At 73.7% G+C, this 16,915-nt stretch carries 10 protein-coding genes and 1 pseudogene; 9 read left to right on the forward strand and 2 right to left on the reverse strand.

From position 1 onward, the window contains the following. Positions 1–98 precede the first annotated feature (98 nt). The 6 genes from ACFVXH_RS10720 (at position 99) to ACFVXH_RS10745 (ending at position 9,498) form a co-directional block, all read left to right on the forward strand. Positions 99–1,952 carry an acetolactate synthase large subunit gene (locus ACFVXH_RS10720; RefSeq protein WP_049657944.1) on the forward strand — a complete coding sequence of 618 codons (1,854 nt, stop codon included), beginning with the start codon at positions 99–101 and terminating at the stop codon, positions 1,950–1,952. Positions 1,953–1,984: 32 nt separating this feature from the next. Continuing rightward, positions 1,985–2,509 carry an acetolactate synthase small subunit gene (ilvN, locus tag ACFVXH_RS10725; protein ID WP_049657946.1) on the forward strand — a complete coding sequence of 175 codons (525 nt, stop codon included), beginning with the start codon at positions 1,985–1,987 and terminating at the stop codon, positions 2,507–2,509. A 110-nt stretch (positions 2,510–2,619) separates the two neighbouring features. After that, positions 2,620–3,618, forward strand: a complete 999-nt coding sequence (gene ilvC / locus ACFVXH_RS10730; protein WP_049657948.1) for a ketol-acid reductoisomerase — start codon at positions 2,620–2,622, stop codon at positions 3,616–3,618. Positions 3,619–3,861: 243 nt separating this feature from the next. Further along, positions 3,862–5,448: a phosphoglycerate dehydrogenase gene (gene serA, locus ACFVXH_RS10735; RefSeq protein WP_049657950.1), complete on the forward strand. Its 1,587-nt coding sequence runs from the start codon at positions 3,862–3,864 to the stop codon at positions 5,446–5,448. Positions 5,449–5,743: 295 nt separating this feature from the next. Further along, a complete protein-coding gene (locus tag ACFVXH_RS10740) occupies positions 5,744–5,905 on the forward strand; it encodes a hypothetical protein (protein WP_387822162.1) in 162 nt (53 codons plus the stop codon). Positions 5,906–6,144: 239 nt separating this feature from the next. Continuing rightward, positions 6,145–9,498 (forward strand): S8 family serine peptidase, encoded by a 3,354-nt coding sequence (locus ACFVXH_RS10745; protein ID WP_387822165.1) that lies wholly within the window; start codon positions 6,145–6,147, stop codon positions 9,496–9,498. A 48-nt stretch (positions 9,499–9,546) separates the two neighbouring features. Here ACFVXH_RS10745 and ACFVXH_RS10750 read toward each other — a convergent pair whose 3' ends face one another. After that, a complete protein-coding gene (locus ACFVXH_RS10750; protein WP_387822168.1) occupies positions 9,547–12,060 on the reverse strand; it encodes a YfhO family protein in 2,514 nt (837 codons plus the stop codon). A gap of 362 nt (positions 12,061–12,422) precedes the next feature. Between ACFVXH_RS10750 and ACFVXH_RS10755 the strand changes: the two genes are divergently transcribed. The 3 genes from ACFVXH_RS10755 to cimA all read left to right on the forward strand — a co-directional run bounded on the left by ACFVXH_RS10755 (position 12,423) and on the right by cimA (position 16,731). Then, the gene (locus ACFVXH_RS10755; RefSeq protein ID WP_380744949.1) at positions 12,423–13,460 is read left to right on the forward strand and encodes a 3-isopropylmalate dehydrogenase; all 1,038 of its coding nucleotides are present in this window, start codon (positions 12,423–12,425) and stop codon (positions 13,458–13,460) included. Between the two features lie 198 nt (positions 13,461–13,658). Next, a complete protein-coding gene (locus ACFVXH_RS10760) occupies positions 13,659–14,771 on the forward strand; it encodes a branched-chain amino acid aminotransferase (protein WP_049656394.1) in 1,113 nt (370 codons plus the stop codon). 355 nt (positions 14,772–15,126) lie between these two features. Further along, the gene (gene cimA, locus ACFVXH_RS10765; protein WP_387822172.1) at positions 15,127–16,731 is read left to right on the forward strand and encodes a citramalate synthase; all 1,605 of its coding nucleotides are present in this window, start codon (positions 15,127–15,129) and stop codon (positions 16,729–16,731) included. An 82-nt stretch (positions 16,732–16,813) separates the two neighbouring features. Here cimA and ACFVXH_RS10770 read toward each other — a convergent pair. Continuing rightward, positions 16,814–16,915: pseudogene (locus ACFVXH_RS10770) on the reverse strand (ATP-binding protein); the annotation flags it as partial.

Consider the following 16,915-nt stretch of genomic DNA (forward strand, 5'->3'; position numbering starts at 1 on the left):
ATCGAGGCAGAGCCGGCGCTCGACCCGGACCGGGACCCCACCCTCGCAGCACGGGGCCCGCAGCACCGGGTCGGCAAAACCCGAGAAGAGACAGGCAGATGACCGAGCACGCCGCATCCCCCCGCCGCGGGGACAACCCGGCCGCCAACGCTCCCGCTCCCCAGCACGTCGTCGAGACCATGACCGGCGCCCAGTCGCTCATCCGCTCCCTCGAGGCCGTGGGCGCGGACACCGTCTTCGGCATCCCGGGCGGCGCCATCCTTCCCGCGTACGACCCCCTGATGGACTCCGTCAAGGTGCGCCACATCCTGGTCCGGCACGAGCAGGGCGCCGGCCACGCCGCCACCGGCTACGCCCAGGCCACCGGCCGGGTCGGGGTCTGCATGGCGACCTCCGGTCCGGGTGCGACCAACCTGGTCACCCCGATCGCCGACGCCTACATGGACTCGGTGCCCGTCGTCGCGATCACCGGCCAGGTCTCCTCCAAGGCGATCGGCACCGACGCCTTCCAGGAGGCGGACATCTGCGGCATCACGATGCCGATCACCAAGCACAACTACCTGGTCACCGACCCGGCCGAGATCCCCCGGGTGATCGCCGAGGCCTTCCACATCGCCGCCACCGGCCGCCCCGGCCCGGTCCTGGTCGACATCGCCAAGGACGCGCTCCAGGCGACCACCACCTTCCGCTGGCCGGTCGAGACCGCGCTGCCCGGCTACCGCCCGGTGACCAAGCCGCACGCCAAGCAGATCCGCGAGGCCGCGAAGATGCTGGTCGGCGCCAAGCGGCCGGTGCTGTACGTCGGCGGCGGCGTGCTCAAGGCGCGGGCCACCGCCGAGCTGCGGATCCTCGCCGAGCTGACCGGCGCCCCGGTGGTCACCACCCTGATGGCGCTCGGCGCGTTCCCGGACAGCCACCCGCAGCACCTGGGCATGCCCGGCATGCACGGCTCCGTCCCCGCCGTCACCGCGCTCCAGAAGTCCGACCTGCTCTTCACCCTCGGCGCCCGCTTCGACGACCGCGTCACCGGCAAGCTGGACGGCTTCGCCCCCAACGCCAAGGTCGTCCACGCCGACATCGACCCGGCCGAGATCGGCAAGAACCGCCCGGCGGACGTGCCGATCGTCGGCGACGCCCGCGAGGTGCTCGCCGACCTGATCGTCGCCGTCCAGGCCGAGTTCGACGCCGGCCACAAGGGCGACTACACCGAGTGGTGGGAGCGGCTCGACGAGTGGAAGAAGACCTACCCGCTCGGCTACGAGCCGGCCCCGGAGGGGCGGCTCTCGCCGCAGCAGGTCATCGAGCGGATCGGGACGCTGGTCGGCCCCGAGGCGATCTACGCCGCGGGCGTGGGCCAGCACCAGATGTGGAGCTCGCAGTTCATCCGGTTCGAGAAGCCGGGCACCTGGCTCAACTCGGGCGGCGCCGGGACGATGGGCTACGCCGTCCCCGCGGCGATGGGCGCCAAGGCCGGCCGCCCGGAGAGCGCGGTCTGGGCGATCGACGGCGACGGCTGCTTCCAGATGACCAACCAGGAACTGGTCACCTGCGCCCTGAACGACATCCCGATCAAGGTCGCGGTCATCAACAACGGCTCGCTGGGCATGGTCCGGCAGTGGCAGACGCTGTTCTACAACCAGCGCTACTCCAACACCGTGCTGCACTCCGGCCCCGGCCACGACGGCATCGAGCCGCCGGCCCAGGGCACCCGGATCCCCGACTTCGTCAAGCTGTCCGAGGCGATGGGCTGCGTGGGACTGCGCTGCGAGCGCCCCGAGGACCTCGACGCGGTCATCCGGCAGGCGATGGAGATCAACGACCGCCCGGTCGTCATCGACTTCATCGTCCACCAGGACGCCATGGTCTGGCCGATGGTCGCGGCCGGCACCAGCAACGACGAGATCCAGTTCGCCAAGGGCGTGCGCCCCGACTTCGGCGACGACCTCGACTGATGTCCCCCTCTCCAGAACGACTGAGGAATCCCATGTCCAAGCACACCCTCTCCGTCCTGGTCGAGAACAAGCCCGGCGTGCTCGCCCGCATCGCCGCCCTGTTCTCCCGTCGGGGTTTCAACATCGACTCCCTCGCCGTCGGCTCGACCGAGCATCCGGACGTGTCCCGGATGACGATCGTGGTCAACGTCGAGGACCTCCCGCTGGAACAGGTCACCAAGCAGCTCAACAAGCTCGTGAACGTGATAAAGATCGTCGAACTCGACCAGTCCGCTGCGATCCAGCGGGAACTGGTCCTGGTGAAGGTCCGCGCCGACAACGAGACCCGGTCGCAGATCGTCGAGATCGTCCAGCTGTTCCGTGCCAAGACCGTCGACGTGTCGCCGGAAGCGGTGACCATCGAGGCCACCGGCAGCTCGGACAAGCTGGAGGCCATGCTCCGGATGCTGGAGCCTTACGGCATCAAGGAGTTGGTCCAGTCCGGCCTGGTCGCCATCGGCCGCGGCGCGCGCTCCATCACGGACCGCTCGCTGCGCGCCCTGGACCGCAGCGCGTGAACAGCGCGCCTCCGCGTCTCAATCCCTGAAGCAAAGACCCACACCACACCGCGTGCGCATACGGTGAACACCGCGTACCCGGACCCCATCACGCAAGGAGATGTGCCCCCGTGGCCGAGCTGTTCTACGAAGACGACGCCGACCTGTCCATCATCCAGGGCCGCAAGGTCGCGGTCATCGGCTACGGCAGCCAGGGCCACGCCCACGCGCTGTCGCTGCGCGACTCCGGCGCCGACGTCCGGGTCGGCCTGAAGCCGGAGTCCAAGTCCCGTGCCAAGGCGGAGGAGGCCGGCCTGCGCGTCGTCACCCCGGCCGAGGCGGCGGCCGAGGCCGACGTCATCATGATCCTGGTCCCGGACCCGATCCAGGCCGACGTGTACGAGGCCGACATCGCCCCGCACCTGAAGGCCGGCGACGCCCTGTTCTTCGGCCACGGCCTGAACATCCGCTTCGGCTTCATCAAGCCCCCGGCGGACGTCGACGTCTGCATGGTCGCCCCGAAGGGCCCGGGCCACCTGGTCCGCCGCCAGTACGAGGAGGGCCGCGGCGTCCCCGCGATCGTCGCGGTCGAGCAGGACGCCTCGGGCAAGGCCTTCGAGCTGGCGCTGTCCTACGCCAAGGGCCTGGGCGCCACCAAGGCCGGCGTCATCAAGACCACCTTCACCGAGGAGACCGAGACCGACCTGTTCGGTGAGCAGGCCGTCCTCTGCGGTGGCACCGCCGCCCTGGTGAAGGCCGGGTTCGAGACCCTGGTCGAGGCCGGCTACCAGCCGGAGATCGCCTACTTCGAGTGCCTGCACGAGCTGAAGCTCATCGTCGACCTGATGTACGAGGGCGGCCTGGAGAAGATGCGCTGGTCGGTCTCCGAGACCGCCGAGTGGGGCGACTACGTCACCGGCCCGCGGATCATCACCGCGGACACCAAGGCCGCGATGAAGCAGGTCCTCGCCGAGATCCAGGACGGCACCTTCGCCAACACCTGGATCGCCGAGTACAAGGCGGGCCTGCCCAAGTACAACGAGTACAAGAAGGCCGACGAGGACCACCTGCTGGAGACCACCGGCAAGAAGCTGCGCTCGCTGATGAGCTGGGTCAACGAGAACGCCTGACCCCTTCCGGGCCGTTTCCCCGGCCCCGAATTTGTAACGTCCTTGTACAAGTAGGCTGCTCTCGTCCGGGTGATTTCGCCGGACGGGAGCAGCCCGCTACCCAGCCCGTCGATACACTCCGAGTGCGCGTCAGGCCCACAGCGTCGTGCGTCTACCTACGCGGCATGCCACCTTCCCCCGCCCTCCACGCCACCTACGTGCCCGGGGGAACCGGACAGTTAAGGACCCACTGTCGTGAGCACTGTGACCTCCAAAAGCGCTGTCGTACTGATCGCCGAAGAGCTCTCGCCCGCCACCGTCGACGCCCTCGGCCCCGACTTCGAGATCCGCCACTGCAACGGCGCCGACCGCACCGAGCTGCTCACCGCGATCGCCGACGTCGACGCGATCCTGATCCGCTCCGCCACCAAGGTCGACGCCGAGGCGCTGGCCGCCGCCCGCAAGCTCAAGGTGGTCGCCCGGGCCGGCGTCGGCCTGGACAACGTGGACGTCGCCGCCGCCACCAAGGCCGGCGTGATGGTCGTCAACGCGCCGACCTCCAACATCGTCACCGCCGCCGAGCTCGCCTGCGGCCTGCTGATCTCCGTCGCCCGCAACATCGCGCCGGCCAACGCCGCGCTCAAGCAGGGCGAGTGGAAGCGCAACAAGTACACCGGCGTCGAGCTGAGCGAGAAGACCCTCGGCGTCGTCGGCCTCGGCCGGATCGGCGTCCTGGTCGCCCAGCGGATGTCCGCGTTCGGCATGAAGATCGTCGCGTACGACCCCTACATCCAGGCCGCCCGCGCCGCGCAGATGGGCGTCAAGCTGGTCACGCTGGAGGAGCTGCTGGAGGTGTCGGACTTCATCACCGTCCACCTCCCCAAGACCCCGGAGACCATCGGCCTGATCGGCGACGAGGCGCTGCACAAGGTCAAGCCGACCGTCCGCATCGTGAACGCCGCCCGCGGCGGCATCGTGGACGAGGAGGCGCTGGCGAGCGCGCTGCGCGAGGGCCGGGTGGCCGGCGCCGGCCTGGACGTGTACGCCAAGGAGCCGTGCACCGACTCCCCGCTGTTCGCCTTCGACAACGTGGTCGCCACCCCGCACCTGGGCGCCTCCACCGACGAGGCGCAGGAGAAGGCCGGCATCGCGGTCGCCCGCTCGGTGCGCCTCGCGCTGGCCGGCGAGCTGGTGCCGGACGCGGTGAACGTCCAGGGCGGCGTGATCGCCGAGGACGTCCGCCCGGGCCTGCCGCTGGCCGAGAAGCTCGGCCGGATCTTCACCGCGCTGGCCGGCGAGGTGGCCGTCCGCCTCGACGTCGAGGTCCGCGGCGAGATCACCCAGCACGACGTGAAGGTGCTCGAACTGTCCGCGCTGAAGGGCGTGTTCGAGGACGTGGTGGCGGAGACGGTGTCCTACGTCAACGCCCCGCTGTTCGCCCAGGAGCGCGGCGTCGAGGTCCGTCTGACCACCTCCAGCGAGAGCCTCGAGCACCGCAACGTGATCACCGTCCGCGGCACGCTCGGGAACGGCGAGGAGATCGCCATCTCCGGCACGCTGGCAGGCCCCAAGCAGACCCAGAAGATCGTCGGCGTGGACGCCTTCGACGTGGACGTGGCGCTCACCGACCACATGGCCTTCTTCAAGTACGAGGACCGTCCCGGCGTGGTCGGCGTGCTCGGCCGCCACCTCGGCGACGCGGGCATCAACATCGCCGGCATGCAGGTCGCCCGCGACGGCGGCAGCGCGCTGGCCTCCATCACCGTGGACACCGAGATCCCGCAGGAGGTGCTCTCGGCGATCGCCGCCGAGATCGGCGCCCGCTTCGCGCGCTCGGTCGACCTGGGCTGATCCTCCGGCCCCCGGGCCGTCCCGGCAGGGCCCGGACCACCGTTCGACGGTGGTCCGGGCCCTGCTGCGTTCTCCCGGGTGAGACCCGTCTCAGATACTAGGAAATCCAAGTATTCGTGCAGACACGGCCGGGGCGTGGTCGTACCGTGGAAGGGCCGTACGGTGTGCCGCCCCTGTAGCCAGGGCGCGCGGCCCGTGTACGCGTGCGCCTTCACGAGCAGGCGATCCCTGCTCCCGCGCTCCCTTTCCCCTCTTCGCGCTCGCCCTCCGCAGCGCCGCTTCCAAGGAGCCCGGTATGTCGCCGACCGCCGACCGTCACGCCACGTCCGTCCCCGCCGCCGCCCCCGTCCGCGCCCCGCGCCGCCGCCGGGCCGTCGAGCGGAACCCCTTCGCGGCCGCCGCCCTCCAGCGTGCGCTGGACCGCCGGGACAACGGCGGCGCGACCGGCCACCACTGAGCGGCCGGCGCCTCCGGGCCAGGTTGCCCGGCGGTGGCGTTCATCCGTCGAATGGGCCGTACGGGTGCGCCGGATGTCACCCAGTAGAGTGCAACCCCGGTCCGTCCGAGGGAAGTTGCTCGTCCCCGTCGGCGCGATCATCCTAATTTGGGGCCCTCGGAGGGGTGATCGACGTTCGCGTGGGCGAGCGTCAGCGACACGGTGTGCGGATCAGTCCCCCTGCCGGGGGAGAGGGCCCAGTGCGTCTGCCACCCGTCCGCCGACCCGCCGCCCGGATCGGCCTCACCCTGGCCCTGCTGGCCGGAAGCGCCGTCCTCGCCGCCACCCCGGCGGCCGGCGGCCCACCGTCCGCGGGGCCGCCGTCCGCCGGACCGCCGGGGCCGGGCCGAACGGCCTCCGTCCTGCTCGAACTCACCACCGAGGCGGCCGGCTCCGCCTGGCGGCGCGCCGCCGACGGGGCCCGGCGCGCCCAGCGCCCCCCGGAGGCCGTCCGCCGGGAGGCCGCGCGGGCCGGCGCCGCCCAGCGGGCCCGGGCCGGGGACGCGCTCGACCGGCTCGCCGGCGCCGTCCACCGGGCGGCACCCGCCGCCCGCGAGCTCTACCGCACCCGCACCGTGCTCGCCGGCCTCGCGGTCAGCGCGCCCGCCGACCGGCTGCCCGCGCTGCGGGCGCTGCCGGGCGTCCGGGCCGTCCACCCGATCGTCGCCAAACGGCGCGACAACGCCCACTCCGTCCCGCTGACCGGCGCCCCGCAGGTCTGGGCCGGCGACCAGGCGGCCGGCACCGGCCGGGGCACCCGGATCGGGATCATCGACAGCGGCATCGACTACACCCACGCCGACTTCGGCGGCCCTGGCACCGAGGAGGCGTTCCGCTCGGTCGAGCGCGGCAGGCCCGCGCCGCCCGCGCTGTTCCCCAACGCCAAGGTGGTCGGCGGCAAGGACCTGGTCGGCGACGACTACGACCCCGACCCGGCCTCCCCGCACTACCAGCCGGTGCCGCACCCCGGCGGCAACCCGATCGACTGCGTGCGCAACGGGCACGGCACCCACGTGGCCGGCACCGCGGCCGGGTACGGCGTCACCGCGGACGGCCACCCGTACACCGGTCCGTACGGGCCCGGGCTGGATCCGGCCGGCTTCCGGATCGGCCCCGGCACCGCCCCGGGCGCGCAGCTGTACGCGATCCGGGTGTTCGGCTGCGACGGCTCCACCGACCGGGTCACCGAGGCGCTCGACCTGGCCGCCGACCCGAACGGCGACGGCGACCTGAGCGACCGGCTGGACGTCGTCAACCTCTCGCTCGGCAGCCACTTCGGCAGCACCGACGACACCGACGCCCTGGCCGCCGACCGGCTCGCCGAGCTCGGCACCGTCGTGATCGCGGCGGCGGGCAACGACGGCGACGTGTACGGCATCGGCGGCAGCCCCGGCACCGCCGCCCGGGCGATCACCGTCGCCGCCTCGGTGCACGGCCACGCCGACGTGGACGGCGTCACCGTGCTCGCCCCCGCCGCCCAGGCCGGGGTCGTCCCGGGGCACTGGAGCGAGCGCTACCAGGGCTGGTCCACCGCCGACGTCAGCGGCGAACTCGCCCTGCCCGCCGACCAGTCGGACGGCTGCACCGAGTTCGGCGAGGCCGACCGGCAGCGGCTGAAGGGGCGGATCGCGCTGCTCGCCTGGCACACCCGGGAAGCCGACCGGGCCTGCAACTCCGGCCCGCGCGCCGACCACGCCGCCGACGCGGGCGCGATCGGCGCGCTGTACGCCGCCGACTCCGACCACCTCGCCGAGATCTCCGGCGACGACCGGATCCCGGCCGTGCTGCTGGGGCGCGCCGACGGCGAGCGGCTGCGGCAGGCCGCGGCCGCCGGGCCGGTGACGGTCCGGCTCGCCGCGCCCGGCAACCCGCTGCACGGCTCCGTCGCCCAGGACCAGCCGGCCCGGATCGACACCATGACGGACTTCAGCTCGCGCGGCATCGGCGTGCCGGGCGTGGTCAAGCCCGACCTGGCGGCACCCGGCGAGGGCATCTGGTCCAGCCTGGTCGGCAGCGGTTCCGGCGGCCAGCGCGAGAGCGGCACCTCGATGGCCGCCCCGCACGTGGCCGGGCTCGCCGCGCTGGTCCGCGCCGCGCACCCGGACTGGCCGGTCGAGCAGGTCAAGGCCGCGCTGATGAACACCACCGAGGACACCTTCCTCGGCGACGAGCACAGCGGGCCGGTCTACGGGCCCGAGCGCACCGGGGCCGGGAGGGTCCGGGTGGACCGGGCGGTCCGCACGCCCGCCGTCGCCTACGCGGCGGGGGAGGGCGCCGTGGAGGGCGGGGTCGGGGTCTCCTTCGGGCCGGTCGAGGTCGGCGGGCCGACGGCGGTGACCCGGGAGATCGAGGTGCGCAACACCTCGAACGCGCCACTGGCGTACCGCACCTCGTACGCGGCCGCCACCCTGCTGCCGGGCGCCTCCTACCAGGTGGCACCGGCCCGGGTGGACGTCCCGGCGGGCGGCACCGCGCGGGTACGGGTCACCCTGGCCGTGCCGGGGGGCCTGGGGCGCGCCCCCGACCCGACCATCGACACCGTGCAGGGCGGCCGGGCCCGCAGCTACCGGGGCGAGCTCTCCGGCCGGGTGCTGCTCACCCCGGTCGGTGGCGACGCGCTCCCGCAGCTGCGGATCCCGGTGCTGGCCGCCCCGCGCCCGACCGGCGACCTCACGGCGGCGGCCACCGTCCGCACCGCCCGGGACGGCACCCTGGTCACCCTCGGCGGCCGCGCCGCCCCCGGCGAACAGCCCGGGCTGGTCAGCGCCTTCGCCCTCGGCGGCGAGGGCGAGCGCTGGCCCGACTGCCCGCCCGGCGGCAGCGGCACGACGGTCGCGCCCGGCGCGGGCCTGCGGCCGAAGGACACCGGGAAGGAGCCGGACCCGGCGGAGGAGGTCTGCGTCGAGCACCCCGGCGAGCGGGCCGCCGGCCTGCGCGCGGCCGGCGCCGCCGTAGACTCCGAACTGCTGTACGTGGGCGCGCAGTTGTGGGCGCCCGCGGCCACCCCGGTGGGGCTGTACGGGGTGCGGGTGGCGCTGGACACCGACGGGGACGGCAGCACCGACGTCATCCTCAAGGCCGACCGGCTGCGCGGTAGCGACGTCCTGGTCTCCCGCGCCCTGGACGCCCGCACCGGGGCCGAACTGGACGTCCAGCCGCTCAACGCCCACTGGGGCGACACCGACACCGGGCTGCTGGACAGCGACGTCCTGGTGCTGCCCGTCCGGCTGAGCGCCCTGCCCGGCGTCGCGCCCGGGCACAGCACCGTCCGCTACGGCGTCTGGACCGGCTACGCCGGGGGCGGGACGCCGGACGTGGCCGAGGCGCTCTCCACCATCGGGCTGAGCGGCACCGGCCCGTCCGTCCCGTTGGACGTCCTGCGGCCGGCGCTCACCGCGCGGGCCGGCCTCACCGGGCCGGCCGCCGTACTGGCCCCGGCGGGCCCGGGCGCCGTCCTCGCCGTACGGCGGGCGGCGGGCGACACCTCGCGGCTCCTGCTGCTGTACCACCGCAACCCGGCCGAGCGGCGGGCCCAGGTGCTCGACCTGCCCTGACCGTCGGGTGGAAGGGGCGGCCCACCGGGACTCCGGCGGGCCGCCCCGTCATGTGCCGGCTTGTGGGCCGGTTTCCGTGCCGGCTTGTGCGTCGGCGCCCAGGGCCGCCCGGCGGCGGTCGCGGCGCGGGACGCGGGTGGGGCGCCGGGAGAGCCGGGCGAAGACCGCCACCAGGGCGAGGACGGCGGCGGTGGCGGAGGTGACGATGAGCCCCTCGGTGAGGCCGGGCGGGCGGAAGGCGCAGGCGACGCGGGAGGCGCCGTCGCCCAGCGGGACGCCGATCATGCCGAGCACCGGGACGGGGGTGAGACGTCGGCCGCCGTCCACCGCGCAGGTCCAGCCCTCGGCGGCCGGCACGGAGAGCAGCGCGGTGCCGGTGGAACCCGCCGGGAGGGTCGCGGTGAGGGTGTGCCCGCCCGCCTCGACCCGGGTGGCGCCGGTCGCGGTGAGCCGGGCGACGGCGGCCTCCAGCGCACCGGCCCGCAGACAGCCGATCGGGCGGGCGGGCACCTGGCTCACCACGTCCGACCGCAGCGTCACCCGGACCACCCCGTCCGCCGGGACGGTCCCCAGCCGGTGGATCGGCACGGCGGTGGTGGGCTGCTCGCCGTCGCTGCGGTAGTCGGTGCCCAGGCCGCTGACCGTGCCCCGGTACCAGACCCCGTGGAAGTAGGCCGTCCCGCCCGGCGTGCAGGCGGCCGTGAACACCGTGCCCTCCCCGCCGGCCGGCACCGACCAGCCGCTGGTGCCGTGCAGGGCCGGCGCCGGCCCGCCCGCCGGGACGGGCAGCGGGGCGTCGTACACCTGGCTGCCGAGCAGCGACTCCTGCCGGGACCAGACCGAGGAGGTCTCCGTCCGGGAGCCCGGCGGCAGCACGGTGACCAGCGGCGGCGCGGCGGCCCGCACCGGGGTGAAGCCGGGCGGCGGGGCGTCGTCGAGGTGGGTGCGGACGCCGAACAGCGCCTGCCCGACCGGGTCGGTGACGCTCGTGGTCTGCCGTCCGCCGGCCGTCCAGCCCGCGCCGAGGTCGTGCAGCAGCAGGGCGGTGACGGTCGGCAGGTAGCTGCTGAAGTAGCCGCCGCCCTGGCCGTTCAGCAGCAGCGGGTCGTTGGGGGTGAAGGCGTGCGGGCCGGGGTCGCTGCGGCCGCGCGGCCAGTCGGCGCCCGCCCGGACGGCCGCGTGCCCGGCCCGGACGGCCGCCGGGGAGACCCCGGAGGAAGGGACCGCGCCGAGCGCCGCGTACCCGGACCAGACGGCGTTGCCCAGCACCGCCCCGCCGATCACCCAGGTGGCGAGGGCGGTCGCCCGCCGGTCGGAGCGCCGGCGGTCCAGCAGCCACAGCGCGGCCGACAGGACGGCGCCGCCGACGGCCAGCAGCACCCAGGTGGCCGGGCGCACCGCGGGCCGGCCCGCCGCCAGGCCGGCGATCACCGCCACCACGGCGGCGCCGCCCAGCACGGTGAGCCGGTCCGGGCGGTGCGCCAGCGAGACCCAGCCCGCCAGCACCAGCAGCCCGCTGAGCACGAAGGCCACCCGGTACGGCCCGCCGGCCGGGATCGCCAGGCCGTGCCAGACCAGCACCGTCGGGGTCCAGAGGAAGCCGACCGCCACCAGCACCAGCGCCGCGCACCACAGGGCGCGCTCCCGAGCCCGCACCCGCCGGTTGAACGGCAGCCCGCACACCACCAGCAGCCCGAAGACGCCGATCGCCACGTCCGGCAGCTGCTGCCCGCCGTGGGCCGCGGGCAGCAGCCGGGAGAGGTGGGCGGCGACACCGGACGGGCCCAGCGGCTCGACCGGGGACTCCGGCTGGGCCCGGCCGGTGGCCAGCACCGCGACGAACAGCACGGGGGAGGCGAGCAGCACCCCGGCGGTGGCCGTGGTGACGGCCCGGCCGGTGGCCCGGACCCGGTGACGCAACGGGAGCGGGGCGGCGAACAGCCGGACGGCGAACAGCAGTCCGGCCGCCAGGGTGGCCAGCGCGGCGGTGTACAGGTTGCCCGTCCAGGCGAGCGCGACGCACAGCGCGCCGCCCACCCAGTGCCGTTCGCGCAGGCACCAGTCGGCGGCCAGGCCGAGCAGGGGCAGCGAGACCAGGCCCCAGAGCCACATCGGGGCGGCCCCGCCGACGTCCAGCACCCAGGCGCACAGCCCGTACCCGACGGCGGCGAACACCCGCAGCCACCGGGGGCCGGGGTGCAGCCGGCCGAGCAGCCGGGCCATCAGGGCGGTGCCCAGGCCGATGGTGGCCAGGGTGACCAGGAGGACGGCGAGCCGGCCCTGGTCGCGGGGGAGGAGCGCGGTGGGCCAGGAGAAGGGGTTCATCAGGTAGGCGAAGAAGTCCGCCAGGAACGGGGCCCCGTAGCCGCTGTTCCAGTTGAACAGCAGGTCCCCGGCGGCCTGCCCGTGCAGCAGGTCCCACAGGTGGGCGTGGTACGGCACGGCGACCGCCTCCGCCCCGGCCGGCCACCGCCCGCGCACCGCCGCCGCCAGGCCGTACCCGCCCATCGCCAGCCCCGCCGCACCCGCGCAGACCAGCACCTCCCGCCGCCGCTCGCCCATCCGCACCCCGTTCCACACGCCTCGCCGGACCCCGCCACCCTAGGGCGTGTCTGACAATTCCCGCCGGGTGCGCGACGCCGGGGCACGCGCCTCGCCGCGTTGTCGTCGGTCGCCGATGCTCCGCATGGACTCCCTCCTCCGCCTTGCGATGCACGCACCCCAACGCCGCGCCCTGATCCGACGCCAATGGTCAGACACGCCCTAAGCACGCCCCAGGCGCCCCCCGCGTCGCACGCGCTCCCTCGAAGGAGTGGCGTCCCAAACGGCTCCGCCGGGCGGCTGCCCCTGGTGGGGACCGACCTGACCGTCCGCATGGTGGACGGTAGGTGTCAGTACCTGGGACGGCGGAGTAGGGTCCGAGCATGTCTCGCACCATTCGTCTCGCAGTAGTCCCCGGTGACGGCATCGGCCAGGAAGTGGTGGCCGAAGGCCTCAAGGTCCTGGGTGCCGCGCTTCCCGCCGACGTGAAGCTGGAGACCACCGAGTACGACCTCGGGGCCCGGCGCTACCACCGGACCGGGGAGACGCTGCCGGACGACGTCCTGGCCGAGCTGAAGTCGCACGACGCGATCCTGCTGGGCGCCATCGGCGACCCGAGCGTGCCGTCGGGCGTGCTGGAGCGGGGGCTGCTGCTCAAGCTGCGGTTCGCCTTCGACCACCACATCAACCTGCGTCCGGGCCGGCTCTTCCCCGGGGTGTCGTCCCCGCTGGCCGGCCAGCCGGAGATCGACTTCGTGGTCGTCCGCGAGGGCACCGAGGGCCCGTACGTCGGCAACGGCGGCACGCTGCGCACCGGGACGCCGCAGGAGGTGGCCACCGAGGTCAGCCTGAACACCGCGTACGGCATCGAGCGCGTGGTGCGCGACGCCTACCGCCGGGCGCAGGCGCGGCCGCGCAAGAAGCTCACCCTGGTGCACAAGAACAACGTGCTGGTGCACGCCGGGCACCTGTGGACGCGGATCTTCGCCGAGGTCGGCCGGGAGTTCCCCGAGGTCACCACCGACTACCTGCACGTCGACGCGGCGACCATCTTCTTCGTCACCCAGCCGGAGCGGTTCGACGTCATCGTCACCGACAACCTGTTCGGCGACATCCTGACCGACCTGGCCGCCGCCGTCACGGGCGGGATCGGCCTGGCCGCGAGCGGCAACATCAACCCGAGCGGCGAGTTCCCGTCCATGTTCGAGCCGGTGCACGGCTCGGCGCCGGACATCGCCGGCCAGGGCAAGGCCGACCCGACCGCCACCGTGCTGTCGGTCGCGATGCTGCTGGAGCACCTCGGCTTCGCCGCCGAGGCCGCCGCGGTCGAGGCCGCCGTCGCGGCGGACCTGGCCGAGCGCTCGGGCACCCGCGGCACCTCCCAGGTCGGCGACGCGCTCGTCGCCCGAGTAGCCGGCTGACCGGCCGGATCCGAACACACGGTTCCGGCTGACGGGGCCGGACCGCACATCACCGCAGCTTGCAGCTGTTCGGCACGGCCCTCTGGATGCGAGTATCGACAGTGGGCCGTGCCGTTGTGCGTCCATTCCGGTGAAGTTTGCCGAAACGTATCTGCGGCGGTGGCGGCCCGGACCAACCCCACGGTGAAGGAATCAGCCATGAGCACGGCCACCCAGGCGCCCATCACGTTCGACCTCAAGCCCTCCGCCCACCCGCTGCCCGCAGCGGAGCGCGAGGCCCGGCTGGCCAACCCCGGGTTCGGCAGGGTCTTCACCGACCACATGGTCACCATCCGCTGGACCGAGGGCGTGGGCTGGCACGACGCCCAGCTGGTGCCGTACGCGCCGCTGGAGATCGACCCGGCGAACATGACCCTCCACTACGGCCAGGCGATCTTCGAGGGCCTGAAGGCCTACCGCCAGGCCGACGGCTCCATCGCCACCTTCCGCCCGGAGGCCAACGCCGCCCGCTTCCAGGCCTCGGCCCGCCGCCTGGCGATGCCGGAGCTGCCGGTGGAGGCCTTCGTCGAGGCCGTCGAGCTGCTGGTCCGCCAGGAGCGGGACTGGGTGCCGAACGAGCCGGAGCAGAGCCTCTACCTGCGCCCGTTCATGTTCGCCACCGAGGTCGGCCTGGGCGTCCGCCCGGCCAACTCCTACCTCTTCATGATCATCGCCTCGCCGGCCGGCGCCTACTTCCAGGGCGGCATCAAGCCGGTCTCGGTCTGGCTGTCCAAGGAGTACGTCCGGGCCGCCCCCGGCGGCACCGGCGCCGCCAAGTGCGCGGGCAACTACGCGGCCTCGCTGGTCGCCCAGGCCCAGGCCGCCGAGAAGGGCTGCGACCAGGTGGTCTGGCTCGACGCCGCCGAGCACCGGTGGGTCGAGGAGATGGGCGGCATGAACCTGTACTTCGTCTTCGGCGAGGGCAAGGACGCCAGGATCGTCACCCCGGAGCTGTCCGGCGCCCTGCTGCCCGGCATCACCCGCGACTCGCTGCTCCAGCTGGCCTCGGACCTCGGCTACGCCGTCGAGGAGCGCCGGATCTCCACCGACGAGTGGCAGCAGGCCAACGCCGACGGCACCCTCACCGAGGTCTTCGCCTGCGGCACCGCCGCCGTCATCACCCCGGTCGGCTCGGTGAAGTCCGCCGCCGCCGACTGGACCGTCGGCGCCGGCGAGCCCGGCCCGGTCACCATGGAGCTCCGCAAGGCGCTGCTGTCCATCCAGGGCGGCCAGACCCCGGACACCCACCACTGGCTGCACCGGATCGTCTGATCCCGCACCCCGGCCGGCCTGCCCCGTTTCGCATCCCGAGACGGGCGGGCCGGATCGCGGAAGCTGTGCCAGACTGCCGACGTGTCCTCGCTTTCGCTGATTATTAGCAGCAGGCGCGCCGGTCCGCAGTGACCGCTTCCGCTGGACCCGATGCGGAGCGACCACTAGCGTCCAGACCCGCGCGCAGACCTCTCGCACCCGCGAGGGGTCTTTTTGTTTCTCCCGGACCGGCCGACGGCCCCCACAAGGGGCCCGGGGACACCGGGACCGCGCGCGGGACCATGGACAGTGGAGCCGGGACGAGAACGTCCGGCAGAGCAGTACCCAACCTCCCCGAAACGGAGAACCAGGGGTCATGACCGAGGTCACCCGTACCGACGACAGTTTCCACGTGTTCGACACCACGCTGCGCGACGGAGCGCAGCGCGAGGGCATCAACCTGACGGTGGCGGACAAGCTGGCCATCGCCAGGCACCTGGACGAGTTCGGGGTCGGTTTCATCGAGGGCGGCTGGCCCGGGGCGAACCCGCGCGACACCGAGTTCTTCGCCCGGGCCGCCGTCGAGCTGGAGCTGGAGCACGCCCGGCTGGTCGCCTTCGGCGCCACCCGCCGGGCCGGCGGCAAGGCGTCCGAGGACCCGCAGCTGGCCGCGCTGGTCACCTCCGGCGCCCCGGTGATCACCCTGGTGGCCAAGGCGCACGACCGGCACGTGGAGCTCGCGCTGCGCACCACCCTGGACGAGAACCTGGAGATGGTCCGGGACAGCGTCGAGTTCCTGCGCTCGCAGGGCCGGCGGGTGTTCATCGACTGCGAGCACTTCTTCGACGGCTACCGGGCGAACCCCGAGTACGCCGTGTCGGTGGTCCGCACCGCGCACGAGGCCGGCGCGGACGTGGTGGTGCTCTGCGACACCAACGGCGGGATGCTGCCGGGCGGCGTCCGGGAGATCGTCGCCGAGGTGCTGGCCAGGACGGGGGCCCGGCTCGGCATCCACGCCCAGGACGACACCGGCTGCGCGGTGGCCAACACCCTGGCCGCGGTGGACGCCGGCGCGACCCACGTGCAGTGCACCGCCAACGGCTACGGCGAGCGGGTCGGCAACGCCAACCTGTTCCCGGTGGTCGGCGCGCTGGAGATCAAGTACGACCGCCGGGTGCTGCCCGCGGGCCGGCTGGCCGAGATGACCCGGATCTCGCACGCGATCGCCGAGCTGGTCAACCTGACCCCCTCCACCCACCAGCCGTACGTGGGCTTCTCGGCGTTCGCCCACAAGGCGGGCCTGCACGCCTCCGCGATCAAGGTCGACCCGGACCTGTACCAGCACATCGACCCCGAGCGGGTCGGCAACACCATGCGGATGCTGGTCTCCGACATGGCCGGGCGGGCCTCCGTCGAGCTCAAGGGCAAGGAGCTCGGCTACGACCTCTCCAGCGACCGGGACCTGGCCGGCCGGGTGGTGGCCAAGGTGAAGGAGCAGGAGAACCTCGGCTACACCTACGAGTCCGCCGACGCCTCCTTCGAGCTGCTGCTGCGCGACGAGGTGCGCGGCAGCCGGGACCGCTTCTACACCCTGGAGTCCTGGCGGACCATCAGCGAGCAGGGCCCGAAGGGCTTCACGGGCAACGAGGCCACCGTCAAGCTGTGGGCCAAGGGCGAGCGCCGGATCGCCACCGGCGAGGGCAACGGCCCGGTCAACGCGCTGGACCAGGCGCTGCGCGCGGCCCTGGAGGGCATCTACCCGCCGCTGGCCACCTTCGAGCTGGTGGACTACAAGGTCCGCATCCTGGAGGGCCAGCACGGCACCGGTTCCAAGACCCGGGTGCTGATCGAGTCCACCGACGGCTCCGTCACCTGGTCGACGGTGGGCGTGGCCGACAACGTGGTCGCCGCCTCCTGGCTGGCGCTGGAGGACGCGTACACCTACGGCTTGATCCGGGCCGGCCTGGAGCCGACCGAGTAGCCGGCCCGGGCCGGTCGGTGCCCGACATGCCTGTGGCCCGCGGGACTTCGTACGAAGTCCCGCGGGCCACGGTCGTGCGCGATCACCGAAGCCGGGCGAGCAGGGCGTGTTCGACGAGGGTGATGAGGGCGCTCTTGGCGCTGTCGCGGCGGCGGGCGTCGAGGGTGATGACGGGGGTGTCGGC

Source organism: Kitasatospora sp. NPDC058184 (assembly GCF_042883725.1).
Lineage (GTDB): Bacteria > Actinomycetota > Actinomycetes > Streptomycetales > Streptomycetaceae > Kitasatospora.